The 14,289-nt window shown below is 62.6% G+C and carries 12 protein-coding genes; 7 read left to right on the forward strand and 5 right to left on the reverse strand.

Annotation, left to right across the window (positions count from 1 at the left end; genetic code table 11):
• Positions 1-411: 411 nt before the first annotated feature.
• From hslV to ubiB, 6 genes are all read left to right on the forward strand, one after another.
• Entirely contained in the window at positions 412-957 is a 546-nt protein-coding gene (gene hslV, locus A3GO_RS0103090; protein ID WP_029132152.1) for an ATP-dependent protease subunit HslV, read from the forward strand.
• 12 nt (positions 958-969) lie between these two features.
• The gene (gene hslU, locus A3GO_RS0103095; protein WP_029132153.1) at positions 970-2,298 is read left to right on the forward strand and encodes an ATP-dependent protease ATPase subunit HslU; all 1,329 of its coding nucleotides are present in this window, start codon (positions 970-972) and stop codon (positions 2,296-2,298) included.
• A gap of 11 nt (positions 2,299-2,309) precedes the next feature.
• Positions 2,310-2,675, forward strand: coding sequence for a gamma-butyrobetaine hydroxylase family protein (locus tag A3GO_RS0103100; RefSeq protein ID WP_029132154.1), 366 nt, complete (start codon positions 2,310-2,312; stop codon positions 2,673-2,675).
• 206 nt (positions 2,676-2,881) lie between these two features.
• Positions 2,882-3,631, forward strand: coding sequence for a bifunctional demethylmenaquinone methyltransferase/2-methoxy-6-polyprenyl-1,4-benzoquinol methylase UbiE (gene ubiE / locus A3GO_RS0103105; RefSeq protein WP_029132155.1), 750 nt, complete (start codon positions 2,882-2,884; stop codon positions 3,629-3,631).
• 15 nt (positions 3,632-3,646) lie between these two features.
• Positions 3,647-4,279, forward strand: a complete 633-nt coding sequence (locus tag A3GO_RS22320) for a ubiquinone biosynthesis accessory factor UbiJ (RefSeq protein WP_037374626.1) — start codon at positions 3,647-3,649, stop codon at positions 4,277-4,279.
• Entirely contained in the window at positions 4,276-5,931 is a 1,656-nt protein-coding gene (gene ubiB, locus A3GO_RS0103115; protein WP_029132156.1) for a ubiquinone biosynthesis regulatory protein kinase UbiB, read from the forward strand. Before A3GO_RS22320 ends, ubiB begins: the two co-directional genes overlap by 4 nt.
• 45 nt (positions 5,932-5,976) lie before the next feature.
• On the opposite strand, the gene A3GO_RS22325 is transcribed toward ubiB, so the two are convergent.
• The 3 genes from A3GO_RS22325 to A3GO_RS25150 form a co-directional block, all read right to left on the reverse strand.
• A complete protein-coding gene (locus A3GO_RS22325) occupies positions 5,977-7,356 on the reverse strand; it encodes a DUF3999 domain-containing protein (RefSeq protein ID WP_051301786.1) in 1,380 nt (459 codons plus the stop codon).
• The gene (locus A3GO_RS22330) at positions 7,353-10,079 is read right to left on the reverse strand and encodes a DUF2339 domain-containing protein (protein WP_051301787.1); all 2,727 of its coding nucleotides are present in this window, start codon (positions 10,077-10,079) and stop codon (positions 7,353-7,355) included. Before A3GO_RS22330 ends, A3GO_RS22325 begins: the two co-directional genes overlap by 4 nt.
• Positions 10,080-10,278: 199 nt before the next feature.
• Positions 10,279-11,739 (reverse strand): formylglycine-generating enzyme family protein, encoded by a 1,461-nt coding sequence (locus A3GO_RS25150; RefSeq protein ID WP_051301788.1) that lies wholly within the window; start codon positions 11,737-11,739, stop codon positions 10,279-10,281.
• 116 nt (positions 11,740-11,855) lie between these two features.
• On the opposite strand from A3GO_RS25150, the gene A3GO_RS0103135 reads away from it, so the two are divergent.
• Positions 11,856-12,980: a 6-phosphofructokinase gene (locus tag A3GO_RS0103135; RefSeq protein ID WP_029132157.1), complete on the forward strand. Its 1,125-nt coding sequence runs from the start codon at positions 11,856-11,858 to the stop codon at positions 12,978-12,980.
• Here A3GO_RS0103135 and A3GO_RS0103140 read toward each other — a convergent pair.
• Both A3GO_RS0103140 and A3GO_RS0103145 read right to left on the reverse strand, forming a co-directional pair.
• On the reverse strand, positions 12,977-13,525 hold the full coding sequence (locus A3GO_RS0103140) for a DJ-1 family glyoxalase III (RefSeq protein WP_029132158.1): 549 nt from the start codon (positions 13,523-13,525) through the stop codon (positions 12,977-12,979). The two genes, A3GO_RS0103135 and A3GO_RS0103140, sit on opposite strands and share 4 nt — an antisense overlap.
• Entirely contained in the window at positions 13,471-14,289 is an 819-nt protein-coding gene (locus tag A3GO_RS0103145) for a divergent polysaccharide deacetylase family protein (RefSeq protein ID WP_029132159.1), read from the reverse strand. The genes A3GO_RS0103140 and A3GO_RS0103145 overlap by 55 nt, the downstream gene beginning before the upstream one ends.

The raw sequence follows: 14,289 nt of genomic DNA on the forward strand, positions 1-14,289 counted from the left end.
CGTGACAGGGTGGTTGTTTGGCCAGAAATCTCAGCAACTGCCGACGCCGCAGATTCCGGTGCCACAGCTCCTGGCCACTGGGCTTGAAGGCCACCAGCGCAAACAAATTCTTTGCTAGATCGATCCCGATGGTCGTAAGCTTATTCATGGTCTCCTCCTCAACTCATTTAGATAAAAGGGATGCTTTTATCTTGGCGCATTGCGACGCCGATTGGAGTGGGGAGGAGACCATCTCATCACCCTACAAAAGTACATTATCGAATTGACGTAGTACTCCTCCGGCTCCGCGCGGATTATACCCATAAAACCGCAGGACCGGAGTTCCCGTGACATTAGCCTTGAAATTGGCGGTTATTCTCCCCATGTTGGATCGGTTAGAATAGCGATTACTAATATACAAGGGGCAGTGCAGTGGAGCCGATCAAGGGCACAACAATTCTCTCAATCCGCCGCAACGGCAAGGTGGTGATCGGTGGCGACGGTCAGGTCTCCATGGGCAACACCGTGATGAAGGGCAATGCCCGCAAGGTGCGCCGGCTCTACAAGAACCAGGTCCTGGCCGGTTTTGCCGGCGCCACCGCCGACGCCTTCACCCTGTTCGAACGCTTCGAGGCGAAGCTGGAGAAACACCACGGTCACCTGATGCGCGCTGCCGTCGAACTGGCCAAGGACTGGCGTACCGACCGCACCCTGCGCAAGCTCGAAGCACTGCTACTGGTGGCGGACAAGACCGCCTCACTGATGATCACCGGGCTGGGCGATGTAATCGAGCCGGAAGACAACCTGATGGCCATCGGCTCCGGTGGCCCCTTTGCCCAGGCGGCGGCCAAGGCCCTGCTGCACAATACCGATCTCGGCGCCCGGGAAATTGTCGAGAAGGGTCTCGGCATCGCCGCCGATATCTGCGTCTTCACCAACCATAACCTCGTCATCGAAGAACTCGATGCGGAAGAGTAATACCGGAACATCATGCCTGAATTGACCCCCCAACAGATCGTTCATGAGCTGGACAAGCACATCATCGGCCAGTCGGCGGCCAAGCGCGCCGTCGCCATCGCCCTGCGCAACCGCTGGCGGCGCAGTCAGGTCGATCCCGAGATGCGCAACGAGATCACCCCGAAGAATATCCTGATGATCGGCCCCACCGGGGTCGGCAAGACCGAGATCGCCCGGCGACTGGCGAAGCTGGCCAACGCCCCGTTCATCAAGATCGAGGCGACCAAGTTTACTGAAGTGGGTTACGTCGGGCGGGATGTGGATTCGATCATCCGCGATCTGGCCGACTCGGCCATGAAGATGGTACGCGAGCAGGCACTGGAGAAGGTCCGGGACCGGGCCGCCGACGCCGCCGAGGAGCGGATACTGGATGCCCTGCTGCCACGTCCCACCAGCTGGGAGGGCGACAGCGGCAGCGCGGCGGGGGCCTCCACCCGGGACAAGTTCCGGGTCAAGATCCGTAACGGCGAGCTGGATGAGAAGGAGATCGAGATTGAGGTCTCCGGTGCCAGTCTCGGCGTGGAGATCATGGCGCCGCCGGGCATGGAGGAGATGACCAGTCAACTGCAGGGGCTGTTCCAGAACATCGGCGGCGGACGCACCCGCAAGCGCAAGCTGCGCATCAAGGACGCCCTGCGCATCCTGCAGGACGAGGAGGCGGCCAAGCTGGTCAATGACGAGGACCTGAAACTAAACGCCCTGGAGAAAGTGGAACAGCAGGGCATTGTATTCCTGGACGAACTGGACAAGGTGGCAGCCCGCTCCGAGCACGGCGGACCCGACGTCTCCAGGGCGGGCGTTCAGCGCGACCTGCTGCCCCTGGTGGAGGGCTGTACTGTCTCCACCAAGGCCGGGATGGTGCGCACCGATCACATCCTGTTCATCGCCTCCGGCGCTTTCCATCTGGCCAAACCGTCCGACCTGATACCCGAACTGCAGGGCCGCCTGCCGATCCGGGTGGAGCTGGACGCGCTGACCACCGGGGATTTTATCCGCATCCTGACCGAGCCGGATGCCTCCCTGACCGACCAGTATATCGCCCTGATGGCCACCGAAGGAGTCAAGCTTTCCTTTACCGAAGAGGGCATCCGGCGCATTGCCGAAGTGGCCTGGCAGGTGAACGAGGGCACCGAGAACATCGGCGCACGCCGCCTGCACACGGTCATGGAGCGGCTGCTGGAGGGGATCTCCTTCACCGCCACCGAGGTGCCCGGCAGCAGCGTGACCGTCGATGCCGCCTATGTAGACAACAACCTCTCCGAGCTGGCTTCGGATGAGGACCTGAGCCGGTTCATCCTGTAGGAGTAGATGAGATGTCCAAACACGTACCCACCGAACTGAATCTTCACCAGCACTCCCGCGTACTCGAAGTCAGCTTTGACGACGGCGCCAAATTCGAACTCCCGTGCGAATATCTGCGGGTCTTCTCCCCCTCCGCCGAGGTGATGGGGCATGGTCCGGGGCAGGAGGTGCTGCAGCTCGGCAAAGAGGACGTGAACATCGCCCAGATCACCCCGGTGGGCAACTATGCGGTGGCCCTGCACTTCGATGACGAACACAATACCGGCATTTACTCCTGGGAGTATCTCTACAGCCTCGGTATCAATTATGAACAGAACTGGCAGAGCTATCTCAATCGCCTGGAAGCGGCCGGGCACAAGCGCAAGGCGGCCAACTGAGACAGCGTCCGTGTCGGCGGCGGCCAGGCCGATGGTTGCAAAAATCAACCTGTAGGAGGCCCGCCCCCGGGCCGATTCGCGGCGGGGCGCCGCTCCTACAGGCAGGGCATTTACCGCCCGTTTGTTCCTGAATCGGCGAAAAACCGATACACTCTGCCCATTCAGCAGTCACTGCATCCACCACCCAATCTGTTCAAGGCAGCAACATGACGGAGAATAATTCCACCCACTTTGGTTTCGAGACCATCAATGCGCGGGAAAAAGCCCAACGCGTGCGGGCCGTTTTCGACTCGGTGGCAACCCGTTATGACCTGATGAACGACCTGATGTCGTTCGGCATCCATCGGCTGTGGAAACGCTTTGCCGTGGAGCTGGCAGGCATCCGCCGCGGCCAGAAGATCCTTGATCTGGCCTCCGGTACCGGTGATCTGGCGGCCCGTTTTGCCGGGCTGGTGGGTCCCGAGGGCCTGGTGGTGATGACCGACATCAACGCCGCCATGCTCAACCAGGGGCGGGTACGCATGGCCGACGAGGGCCTGGTGGGCAACGTGCTCTACACCCAGGTGAATGCCGAGCACATTCCGTTCCCCGACAACAGCTTCGACTGCATCACCATCGCCTTCGGCCTGCGCAACGTCACCGACAAGCAACAGGCCCTGAATGAGATGGCCCGGGTATTGCGGCCGGGCGGCCGGGTACTGGTGCTGGAGTTCTCCCACCCCCAGGGCAAGCCGCTGCAGAGCGCCTACGACCTCTACTCCTTCAAACTGCTGCCGAAAATCGGCAAGGTGGTCGCCAACGACGAGGCGAGCTACCGTTACCTGGCCGAATCGATCCGCATGCATCCGGACCAGGAGACCCTCAAGGCAATGATGGAGCAGGCGGGTCTCGAGCGTTGCGACTACCACAACCTGACCGGCGGCATCGTCGCCGTCCATCGTGGTTTCAAACTGTAACCGGGACAGCACAGAATGAGCCTCTCGGGAGTTGCCACTGCCGGCCTGGAACAGGCCCTCAATCAATATCTGAATCTGGACCCGGCCGCCTCGGCAAAAATGGCCCGGCTGCACGGCAAGGTGATCGCCTTCGAGCTGGCCGGTCTGGGCCAGACCCTCTATCTGATACCGGGGCCGTCAGGGGTGCAGATTTTCTCCCGCTGTGAGGACGAACCGGACTGCACCCTGCGTGGTACCCCACTCGCCCTGGCCCGTATGGGCAACCAGAAGGCCAGTTCCGACCAACTGTTCTCCGGCGCGGTCAAAATCAGCGGCGATACCGAACTGGCCCATCAATTCGGCAAGATCCTGGGCGGCATGTCCATCGACTGGGAGGCGCAACTGGCCCACTATACCGGCAGCCTGGTGGCCGGGGATGTGGCCGGGGTGTTCCGGAATATGTCCGACCGGGGCCGACGCGCCCTGGATAGCCTGGAGCTGGACTTGCAGGAACTACTGCAGAAGGAGCTGAAGATTCTCCCGGAACGGAGCGAGGTCGAACAGTTCCTGGCCGATGTGGATGAACTTCGAGACGGCATCGAACGCCTGGAGGCGCGGCTGGCCTTGCTGGAATCAAACAAAAACAAACCGCATGAGGAGTCCCGGTGATCCGTCCCGCCGAAGCGCTGCGCCTGCTGCATATCAACTGGGTGCTGTTGCGCCACGGTCTGGACGAGGTGATCCTGGCCACCCACCTGTTCCGCCCGGTGCGTTTCCTGATCTACCTGTCGCCGTTTTACTGGCTGCGGAGAAACCGCCTGCCCGCCTACCCGGTGCGCATGCGCCAGGCGCTGGAGGATCTGGGGCCGATCTTCATCAAGTTCGGCCAGATCCTCTCCACCCGCCGTGACCTGCTGCCGGCCGACATCGCCGACGAGCTGGCCAAATTGCAGGATGCGGTACCGCCCTTCTCCGGTCAGCAGGCCCGGCGCATTATCGAACAGGCGTTTGGCCACCCGATCGAGGATGTACTGGACTCATTCGACGAGAAACCCCTCGCCTCGGCCTCCATCGCCCAGGTGCATACTGCCGAGCTGAAGGACGGCCGCAAGGTGGTGGTGAAAGTGCTGCGCCCGGATATCGAACGGGTGATCCGCCGCGATGTCGGACTGCTTTATATCATTGCCGGCCTGGCCGACCGCTACTGGAAAGATGGCCGCCGCCTGCGTCCGGTGGAAGTGGTGCGGGATTATGAGAAGACCATCCTGGATGAGCTGGACATGCAGCGCGAGGCCGCCAACGCCGCCCAGCTGCGGCGCAACTGGGAGGGCAGTGACATTCTGTTCGTACCGGAAATCTACTGGGAGTACACCCGCACCAATGTGCTGGTGATGGAGCGCATCCACGGCATCCCGGTGGGCAATATCAAGGCCCTGAAAGCGGCCGGTATCAGCATGGAACAGCTCGGCACCCAGGGGGTGGAGATCTTCTTTACCCAGGTGTTCCGGGACAACTTCTTCCATGCCGACATGCACCCGGGCAATATTTTCGTGGAGCCGGGTGGTCGCTATATCGCAGTGGATTTCGGCATCGTCGGCTCCCTCACCACCGAGGACCAGCGCTACCTGGCGGAGAACCTGCTGGCGTTCTTCAACCGCGACTACTACCGGGTGGCGGAGCTGCACGTGGAGTCCGGCTGGGTGCCCAAGGGGACCCGGGTCGAGGAGTTCGAGTCGGCCATCCGCTCGGTCTGCGAGCCGATCTTCAACAAGCCCCTGAGTGAGATCTCCTTCGGCCACTTCCTGCTCAACCTGTTCCAGACCGCGCGCCGCTTCGACATGGAGGTGCAGCCCCAGCTGGTGCTGCTGCAGAAGACCCTGCTGTATATCGAGGGGCTGGGCCGTCAGCTCTATCCGGAACTGGACCTGTGGGCCACCGCCAAGCCGTTCCTGGAGCGCTGGATGAAGGAGCAGGTGGGACCCAAGGCGTTCACCCGCAAGCTGAAGAAGAACCTGCCGCAGATGACCGAGTATGCCGCCGACATGCCGATCCTGCTCTACAAGGTGCTGCGGGACGCCTCCGAGGGGCGCCTGGAACTGAACTGGAAATCGGCCGAGCTGGAACAGCTGCGCAAAGATGCGCGGCGCCACCAGCGCCATCTGCTGGCCGCCATCAGCGGCGCCAGTCTGCTGCTCACCGGCACCCTGCTGCTACTGCTCGGTCCCGGTCAGCTGCTGCCGGCCACCGCTGTCACCTCGACCGGCCTGGGCCTCTCCGCGCTGGGCGGTTTTGCCCTGATCCGCACCTGGTTCAAGGCCTGAATCCTCAGCCACTGCTTCTTATCGGCCACTCGGGGTCCGATCCCCTTACGCACTCGGTTTAATCATCTGCCGCAACGTCGTCCAGGCCATCCAGCCCAACAGCAGGGTGGCCAGGACCAGTACCCCCCAGAGCGACCACTGCTTCCAGTCATACACCCGTTGCGGGGTCAGTGCAGCGGGGCCCGCCAGGGCAAACGCTTGTCCCGCCGTGATCTGCTCGCTCACCAGCCGTTGTTGTTCCGACTGGCTGAAGCCGCTCAGCAACGACCCCGGCGGATTCGGTCCGGCCAGGACGCTGCCGTAGGCGAGCAGGAACGGACCCTCACCCCGGGCGGAAAAGCGCAACTGGTGGGGAATCCAGCTCACCCTGAGCAGGGGCTTCTGTTCACCCAACCCGCCACCCGCGGCATCCACCAGCAACCGCCAGTAGCGGTCATTGATACGGCCGACACTAAGGGCGGTCTGCTCCAGGGGCGTCCCCTGCAGCAGCAACCGGTAGATCGTGCCTTGGCTGCGACGCACCCAGGGTGCATCCACGGTGGCCCGTGAATAGAGGGTCGCACGGGTAAGGGTATTGGGTTCCGCCGGCAGCAGATCCATCCTGTTGACCGGCAGAGGGCCGGGGATCTCAAACAGGTACTCGCCCGCCTGCTCACCCCTGTGGATGGTCTCAATCACGGCTTCTTCCTGGGGCCGGGGCGGGCTGCTGTCAATCATCACCGCATCAATAGCGGTAAGCTCCAGCGGCATATCGCCCCGGGCCGGTGTCAGCCGGAGAAAGCGTTGCGTCTGCCCGTTCAGCTGGATCTCCGCCTTGACCAGGCGCTCGCCGGCATACGCAAGATCGGCCATTACCGCCGGCACGGCAACCGGGCGCCACTGATCCAGGTCGTCACTCTGCTCCAGTTTCAGCCGCTGAATGAAACCCTGTGGCGGTTCAGGCCAGTGCAGTTGCAGCCGCTGGATGGCCGGCCGCTGATCACCCTGCCAGAGCTGCAGCAGATAGCCGCGCAACACCTCGTCGCGGGTGCGCTGAATCTGGTGCTGCTCCAGGCTCATTGACCCCGCGGGGTTGCTGCGGCTGATCCGCATGGAGAGCAGCTGCAGATCCGCCTCCCGGCTGCCGTAGAGCGGAAACAGGGCCACCAGCTGGCGCCGTTCCCGGCCCGGCAGCTGGAGCGTCGGCAGCGACAGCTCATGGGGTAACAGATGGCCCTTGCCATTAAACAGCCGCAGATCGCCCAGGTCGGCCCGGCTCACCCCCTGATAAACGGCCAACGGCAGTGGCAATTGATAAAGCGGACTCCCGGTGCCCGGTTCAAGCTGGATACCCCAGGCGAAATCCCCCTTTTCCAGCTCGCGGGGCGATTCGGCAAGGAGCGCGCCGCAGGACAGCAGTGCCAAAATCAGGCAGAAAAATCTCATACCTCCTCCTTGCTGGCCCACTCGGCCTCGACAATCCGGCGCGGCGGTGCCGGCGAGAAGTAGCCGACGATCAGCAGCAGCAGCCCGACCCCGATAAAGGCGACAATACGGGCCACGGTGCCGGTATTGGAGAGATCCACCAGGAACAGTTTAAGCACCACCAGCCCCATCAGTCCGGCCCCCGCCAGCCAGAGCGGCCGACGACCAGTGCGGGTACCGGCCAGCATGCTGCCGAGTCCAAGGGTCGCCCAGAGTACCGCAATGGCCGCTTGCAGCACCTGGGAACGGAACAGCAGATCGGGGTCGAACGGTACACCACCCCAGTGATGTACCGCGCGTACCACCATACCGTTGAACCAGAAGAACAGGGCCACCCCGAGGCCTGCGAAGTAATATCCGGCCTGAACACCCCGCTGCTCCAGCCAGTCGCCAATGCGTTGCCACCACTTGAGCAGCAGCAACAGCACCGCCAGGATGGTCAGGTCCAGAGGATTGAGTACCGGCAGATAGGCGATCGGCCAGGGGTTGCCCGGACTGACGGCATTGGCCAGCATCGCCCAGCCCAACAGATAAACCGCCAGCGGTGCCATCACCTGGATGTTATAGATCAGGATATGGCGCTGCACCGGCCAGGCCAGGCGCTGTCCGATGGTCAGCAAGCCAAGCGCCAGCACCACCGGCACGGCACCCCATGGGATCATCTCCCACAGGTGGCTGCCGGCAACCGCCTGATCCAGCCGCCAGGACGCCTCGGTCGTGAGCAGGAAGGTCAGCAGCCAGAAACTGCCGCCGTGCCAGAGTGGCCGGGCACTGAACTCCCGGGCATCCAGCCGATATAGCAAACGGTACTGGACCGCAAACGCCAACAGCCACCCGACTGTAACCGCGCCGACCAGCGGGTGGGGCTCATCCAGCCAGAGCCCCAGCGCCACCATTGCCAGGGCCGGCAGCAAGCCAAGTGTGAGCCACCAGATCCGTGCCCAGGGCAACCGCACCCGCAGCCACTCCCCCAGCAGTGCGGTTAGCGCCAGCAGGGCCAACAGCCAGGCCCATTCATCACTGTCGGAGGAGAAGCGATCCAGCTCCTGGATACCCGCAGCCAGCCACCAGGTCACTCCCCAGAGGAAAAACAGCGGCGGCGCCCACCCTTCGTAGGATGCGCGCTTGTCCGCATGCCGATCCAGGTAGAAGGCGGTAAACAGCCCACCCAGCGCAATCAGGGCAGCCCCCAGGAAGTGGCTGTTGAGCAAGGGCAGCGCATCGCTGATCCAGCGACTGTCTTCCAGGTAGAGCAGTCCCGCCAGAAGCTGCAGTGCCAGACCAAACAGCCGCGGTAACCGCCGCGCCTGGCGGATGCCGATCCAGATCATGGCGGCCCCCTCCAGCGCCCAGAAGGCGGAGCTGAGCCGGCCCTCCAGCGCAAACGGGATGGCCAGGGTGGCAAACACCACGCCGGTACCAAGAAAACTCTCCGACAGCATGCGCAACGCACTGCCACCCCGCTTGAACAGCAGGGTGGCCAGCACGATATAAAAGCCACCCAGGGCGATGGCGCTGAAAGCCAGTCCGTATTCCATATCCCTGACCAGCGCCGCCTGCAGGGCGGCCGAGACCAGCGGCACGCCAAACACCAGGGTGCCGTCCACAACGCCCTTCAGGTTGGGAGGTTGTCTGAAGGCAAACAGCACGGCAATGGCCGCATACATCAGGAAAAAGGCGATCAGGAAGGGTTCGGTGCTGGTGAAGAATTCGGGACGGTAATATTGATAGCCCCAGAGTGAGGCGATCACAAAGGTAAAGCCAAAGCCGACCAGATTGAGCAGGCGCCAAGCTTTGAACCAGGCGATCGCCAGCACGCCGCCATTGAGCAACAGGTAATAGCTGAACAGGGCTACGTGGCTCCCCTCACCGGTGGAGGTGAGCACCGGGGCCAGAAAGCCGCCGGCGCTGGCCAGTATGGCCAGCGAACTGGCGTTCTGCAACAGGGCCAGCAGGGCGCTGAGAACCACGAACAGCAGCAGCAGACCGAAGGCCACCGGTGCCGGCATCAGGCTGTAGAGGCGAAGTGCGGAAAACACCGTGAGATAGAGCAGGCCCACGGCACCGCCCTGCAATGCCAGCCCATAGAGCACCCGTCGGCTACGCAACCGCCAACCCAGGATCAGCATCCCCATGCCGGCGACCGCCACCCCCATCAGGCGGAACTCGATTGGCACCCAGCTATGCTCGGCGGCGTACTTGAGCAGAAAGGCGACACCGAAAAAGAGTACGATCACCCCTACCCGGACAATCAGGTTGCCGCCGGAAAAGTAGTCCCGGACCAGGGCCGTCAATTTGGCGAAAATATTGGCTGACGTCCGGCTTGGCTGTCGCTTGACCTGCCTAGCCGGCGGGCCGGGCCGGGCTCCCGATACCGCAGGCGCCTCCTCCGCTAACTCCAGCTCAAAATCGAGCTCCTCGGGCATCTGCCGCCCGGCCTTTTCCGGCTCAGACGCCTGCTCTGCCGCCCCTGCGGCCGTTGCCGCGGGCTGGACCGGTGGCGGTGCACCGCGCAGCAGCGCTGTCCGTAGCCGTATCACCTCCTGCGACAACCGCTCAAGACGCTGTCCCTGGCTATAGGCCGTGCCCAGCAGAAAGCCGATCAATGCGCCAAATACCGCCGCCTCGAAACCGAGAGCCCCGATGGCGATCACGCCACCGAGTAATGCCAGGATATAGGCCATGAACACACCTCTGTTGGGTAAATTCTGTTGTGGTAAAAGGTACCACGAAGCAACGCGTTGTTTTTTGAACAGCCGCAGGAAAGGCCCGGTCGCCAGGTGGGTTGACTGCCACGACCATCGGGTATCCTCCACACCTGATACAAAACCTTGTTATTGTGGGTCACGGCAAAGCAGCGATGTGGCTCCGGAAAAAACTGTTTCAGTCGTCCAGCTCCCGCACCAGGCGGAAACCGGTGTCATCACTGCGCCGGGTGGGAAAATCCCTCCAGCGGTTGGCCGAGCGAACCTCTTGCACGGGAAAACTCCAGGCACCGCCGCGGATGACCCGCTTGCCGCACTCCCCATCCCCGGCCGGGGTGTCGTTGCCGGTCTCGGCGGAAAAATTGTCCCTCCAGCAATCGGCCACCCACTCGAAGACGTTGCCGGCGGTGTCATGCAGGCCGAAGGGGTTGGGCGGAAACCGTCCCACCGGGGCACTCATCTCGCTCTCCCAAAGACTGCCACAATCGGCGCAGTTGGCACGGCTGGGCAGGACTTCATTACCCCACCAGAAGCGGCTGCTGGTGCCGCCCCGCGCGGCATACTCCCACTCCGCATCGGTGGGCAGGCGGTAACGCTGCCCGGTGCGCCGGCTCAGCCACTCGGCGTATGCGTTGGCGTCTTCCCAGGAGACATTCACCACCGGTCGGCTGCCGCGCCCCCACCCCTGGTCATCCGGCTTGCCACGCCCGGTATCGTCACAGAACTGGTCGTACTCCCGAAAGGTCACTTCATAGATGCCGATGGCAAAGGGCGCAAGCCGGATCTTTATCGGGGGCTTTTCGTCGCTATCACCATCTCCCTGCAGATCGCCCCGGGAGAAACTACCGCCGCCAATGGCAATCATCTGAGGCCCCAGCGAACCGTCCCGCATACTGTCCTGAATCAGGTCGGCCGGGTTAACCCGCAGAACAGAGAGAAAGCGGGTGCGCTTACCGGAGTGGTTAACCCGCAACGCCAAACGGCTGAGACGGGTAAAGGGTATCTCCAGGCGGCTACCGAAACGGGTTTCAACGGTCACTGCAGGCTGGGTGAATTTTCCCTGGACTATTTCGCCGTCATTGCTGGTGATCTGCGCCAGATAATCCTCACCCTCGTTCAGGGACACCACGTCCAAGAGCTGTATATCAGAAGAATTGGTGATTTTCAGCCCGTCCCGACTGGTCATCAGTAACTCCTCCGATATCACCCGGGTGGAAAAGTTGTCATCGTTTTGGGTAATGGCGATATCGGGCGCTCTATAGATCTTGGGCCTGAGGGTACGGTGGGCAAACTGGATCTCCCGGATCTCCTCCACAGCCACCGGCAGTGTCGGATCCAGCACACGCAGCATGGTCAATTCACGTTCCTGTAACTCACCACTGAAGCGGTCACCAAAATGGGTGGTGATACGGTCCGGCTCGCTATCGTCGCCCAGCAGCAAACGCGCCATCCGCGCGTAGGGGATGGACACCACACCATAATCCGTCTTCAACGTGAAGCGCGGCTGCGCCACCGTGCCATTGTAGATATCACCGTTCTTCAGCGTCACCACATCATACCCGGTGGTATTGGCGTAGCCGGCAGAGCTGAGAAATACCATCTGCAACAGAACGTACAGGGTAACGAATCGCAAGGACATCAATACCTCCCTGACTTTTATTATATTGTGCCGACCGGTGGGTTCGCTTCTGCTGTTGGCGCACATTATTTGTTATCTTGTCATAAACCGATTTGACTAATCCAGGATAAAAAACAGTGAGTAAACGGGTAGGTATATTGACCGCCGGGGGTGACAGTCCGGGACTTAATGCCGCCATTCGCGGCGTCGGCAAGAGTGTGCAGGGTCATTACGGCATGCAGATGATCGGCTTTCGCGACGGTTTTCGCGGCCTGATGGAGAACCGTTCCATGCGCCTGGACGGGGATCGACTCTCCGGCATACTGACCCTGGGTGGCACCATCCTCGGCACCAGCCGCGACAAGCCCCACCGCATGCTGATGGACGGCAGACCCACCGACATGACCGAAACCATTGTCCGCAGTTACCGGGAGAACCGACTGGATGTGCTGATCTGCCTGGGCGGCGGGGGCACACAGAAGAATGCCCTGCACCTGAAGCAGCAGGGTCTCAACATCATCACTCTGCCGAAGACCATCGATAACGATGTGGCCTGTACCGACACCAGTTTCGGTTTCGATACCGCGCTGGGCATCGCCACCGAAGCGATCGACCGGCTGCACAGCACCGCCCACAGCCATCACCGGATTATCGTCGTGGAGATCATGGGACACCGGGCCGGCTGGCTAGCCCTGGGCGCCGGAATCGCCGGCGGGGCCGATGTGATCCTGCTGCCGGAGATAGCCTATGACATCCAGCGGGTCGCCGAGGCCATCCGCCAGCGGGTACGGCACGGCAAGAGCTTCAGTATCGTGGCGGTGGCCGAAGGCGCCCGCTCCCTGGAGCAGACACTCCTGATCCGGGCCGCCGAAGAGCAGAAACAAGCTGCCCGAAACAAGAAGGAGAAACGCCGGGCAAAACAGCGGCTCGCCACACTGGAGGCGGACCACCTGGGTAATCACACGGTACAGCTTTCCGAGCAGCTGGAGCAACTCACCGGCCTGGAGAGCCGGGTTACCATCCTCGGCCACGTACAACGGGGCGGCGCGCCGTCAGCAGCCGACCGGTTGCTGGCCACGCGCCTGGGCAGCGCCTGTGCCGACCTGGTGGCCGGGGAGCAGTACGGGGTGATGGTGGCCGCGGCCGGGGAGCAGGCGGTCCCGGTACCGCTGGAGGAGGTGGCGGGACGCAAAAAACTGGTGCCGCTGGATCATCCCTGGATCGTCAGTGCCAAACGGGTCGGCACCAATCTGGGCGATTAGCGGACCAGTCCGGCCTCCACTTCGTCGCGTTTCTCCCGGCCCGCCAGGGCCTCGATCAGTGCCAGGGCAAAATCCATTGCGGTGCCGGGTCCCCGGGAGGTGATCACTGGCCCATCCCGGACCACGGCAGACGAGCCAACCCGAACATCGTGCAGCTGCAGGCTCTCCAGCACTCCCGGGTAGCCGGTCGCCTGGCGGCCTTTCAGCAGCCCCGCATTGGCCACTACCTTGGGCGCCGCGCAAATGGCGGCGATAAAGCCCCGATCCGCCGCCACCCGCCGCAGCAAAGCGTGAATCCGCGGATCCCGATCCAGGTGATCGGCACCGGGCAGTCCACCCGGCAGTACCACCATGTCGAAGGGCTGATCCAGCACCGCGTCCAGCAGCACATCCGGCTGCAGTACAACGCCGCGGCTGGCCTTGACCGGCCCCGGCTCGAGCCCGGCGCTGACCACCTCCAGGCCGGCCCTTCTCAGCAGATCAATAATGGTTACGGCTTCGAGCTCTTCGCAACCGTGGGCGAGGGGGACGAGGATGCGTGCCATAGCGTTCTGCTCCTTTGGTACTCAATCATTTCCGAGGCTGGTATCAGCCGGATACCCGCTGACGTCAACTCCCCCAGCCGGCGCGCCAGCACCTGGGTGGTTTCGGGATAGGGGTGTCCGATACCAATCGCATAGCCCTGACGCCGGGCGCGCTTCAGCAGTTGGACAAACTGCCGGTCAATGGCTTCAAGGCTGCGGTCATTGTCCAGAAACACGTCCCGGCTGGCACTCGGCACGCCATACTCCAGCGCCAGCTGCCGGGCCACCGTCGCCAGGGTGGTGCGGCTATCGACGAAGAACAGATCACCCCGCTCACGCATCCCCTGCATCAGCCAGGCCATGGCACCGGGATGCCGGGTCAGCAGGCTACCCATGTGATTGTTGAGTCCCCGGGCATGGGGGATGGCATTCAGGTTGTCAATCAGGGTGCGCTTGAAGGCGGCCTCGGTCATGTGCAGGGTCAGTGCGCCGGGACCAAGCCGATTACCCTCATGGGATTGCATCGGCAGATGCAGCATCACCTCCTTGCCCGAGGCATGCGCCTGCTGTGCCAGCCGGTCGGCATGTGGGGTGTGGGGCAGGAAAGCGTAGGTGACCGGGCCGGGAATGGCCAGGGCGGCATCACCCCAGCCCCCGTGATTGCCCATATCGTCAATAATAATGGTGATCACCGGCTGGGGCGACTGCCCCGCCGGCCACACCGATACGGAGAGGCCCAGCAACAGCAGCAGGAGTGTCAGCTGAGGCACCTTTCCGCGGCCCAT

The sequence above is a fragment of the Sedimenticola selenatireducens DSM 17993 genome, from assembly GCF_000428045.1.
GTDB classification, from domain to species: Bacteria; Pseudomonadota; Gammaproteobacteria; order Chromatiales; family Chromatiaceae; genus Sedimenticola; species Sedimenticola selenatireducens.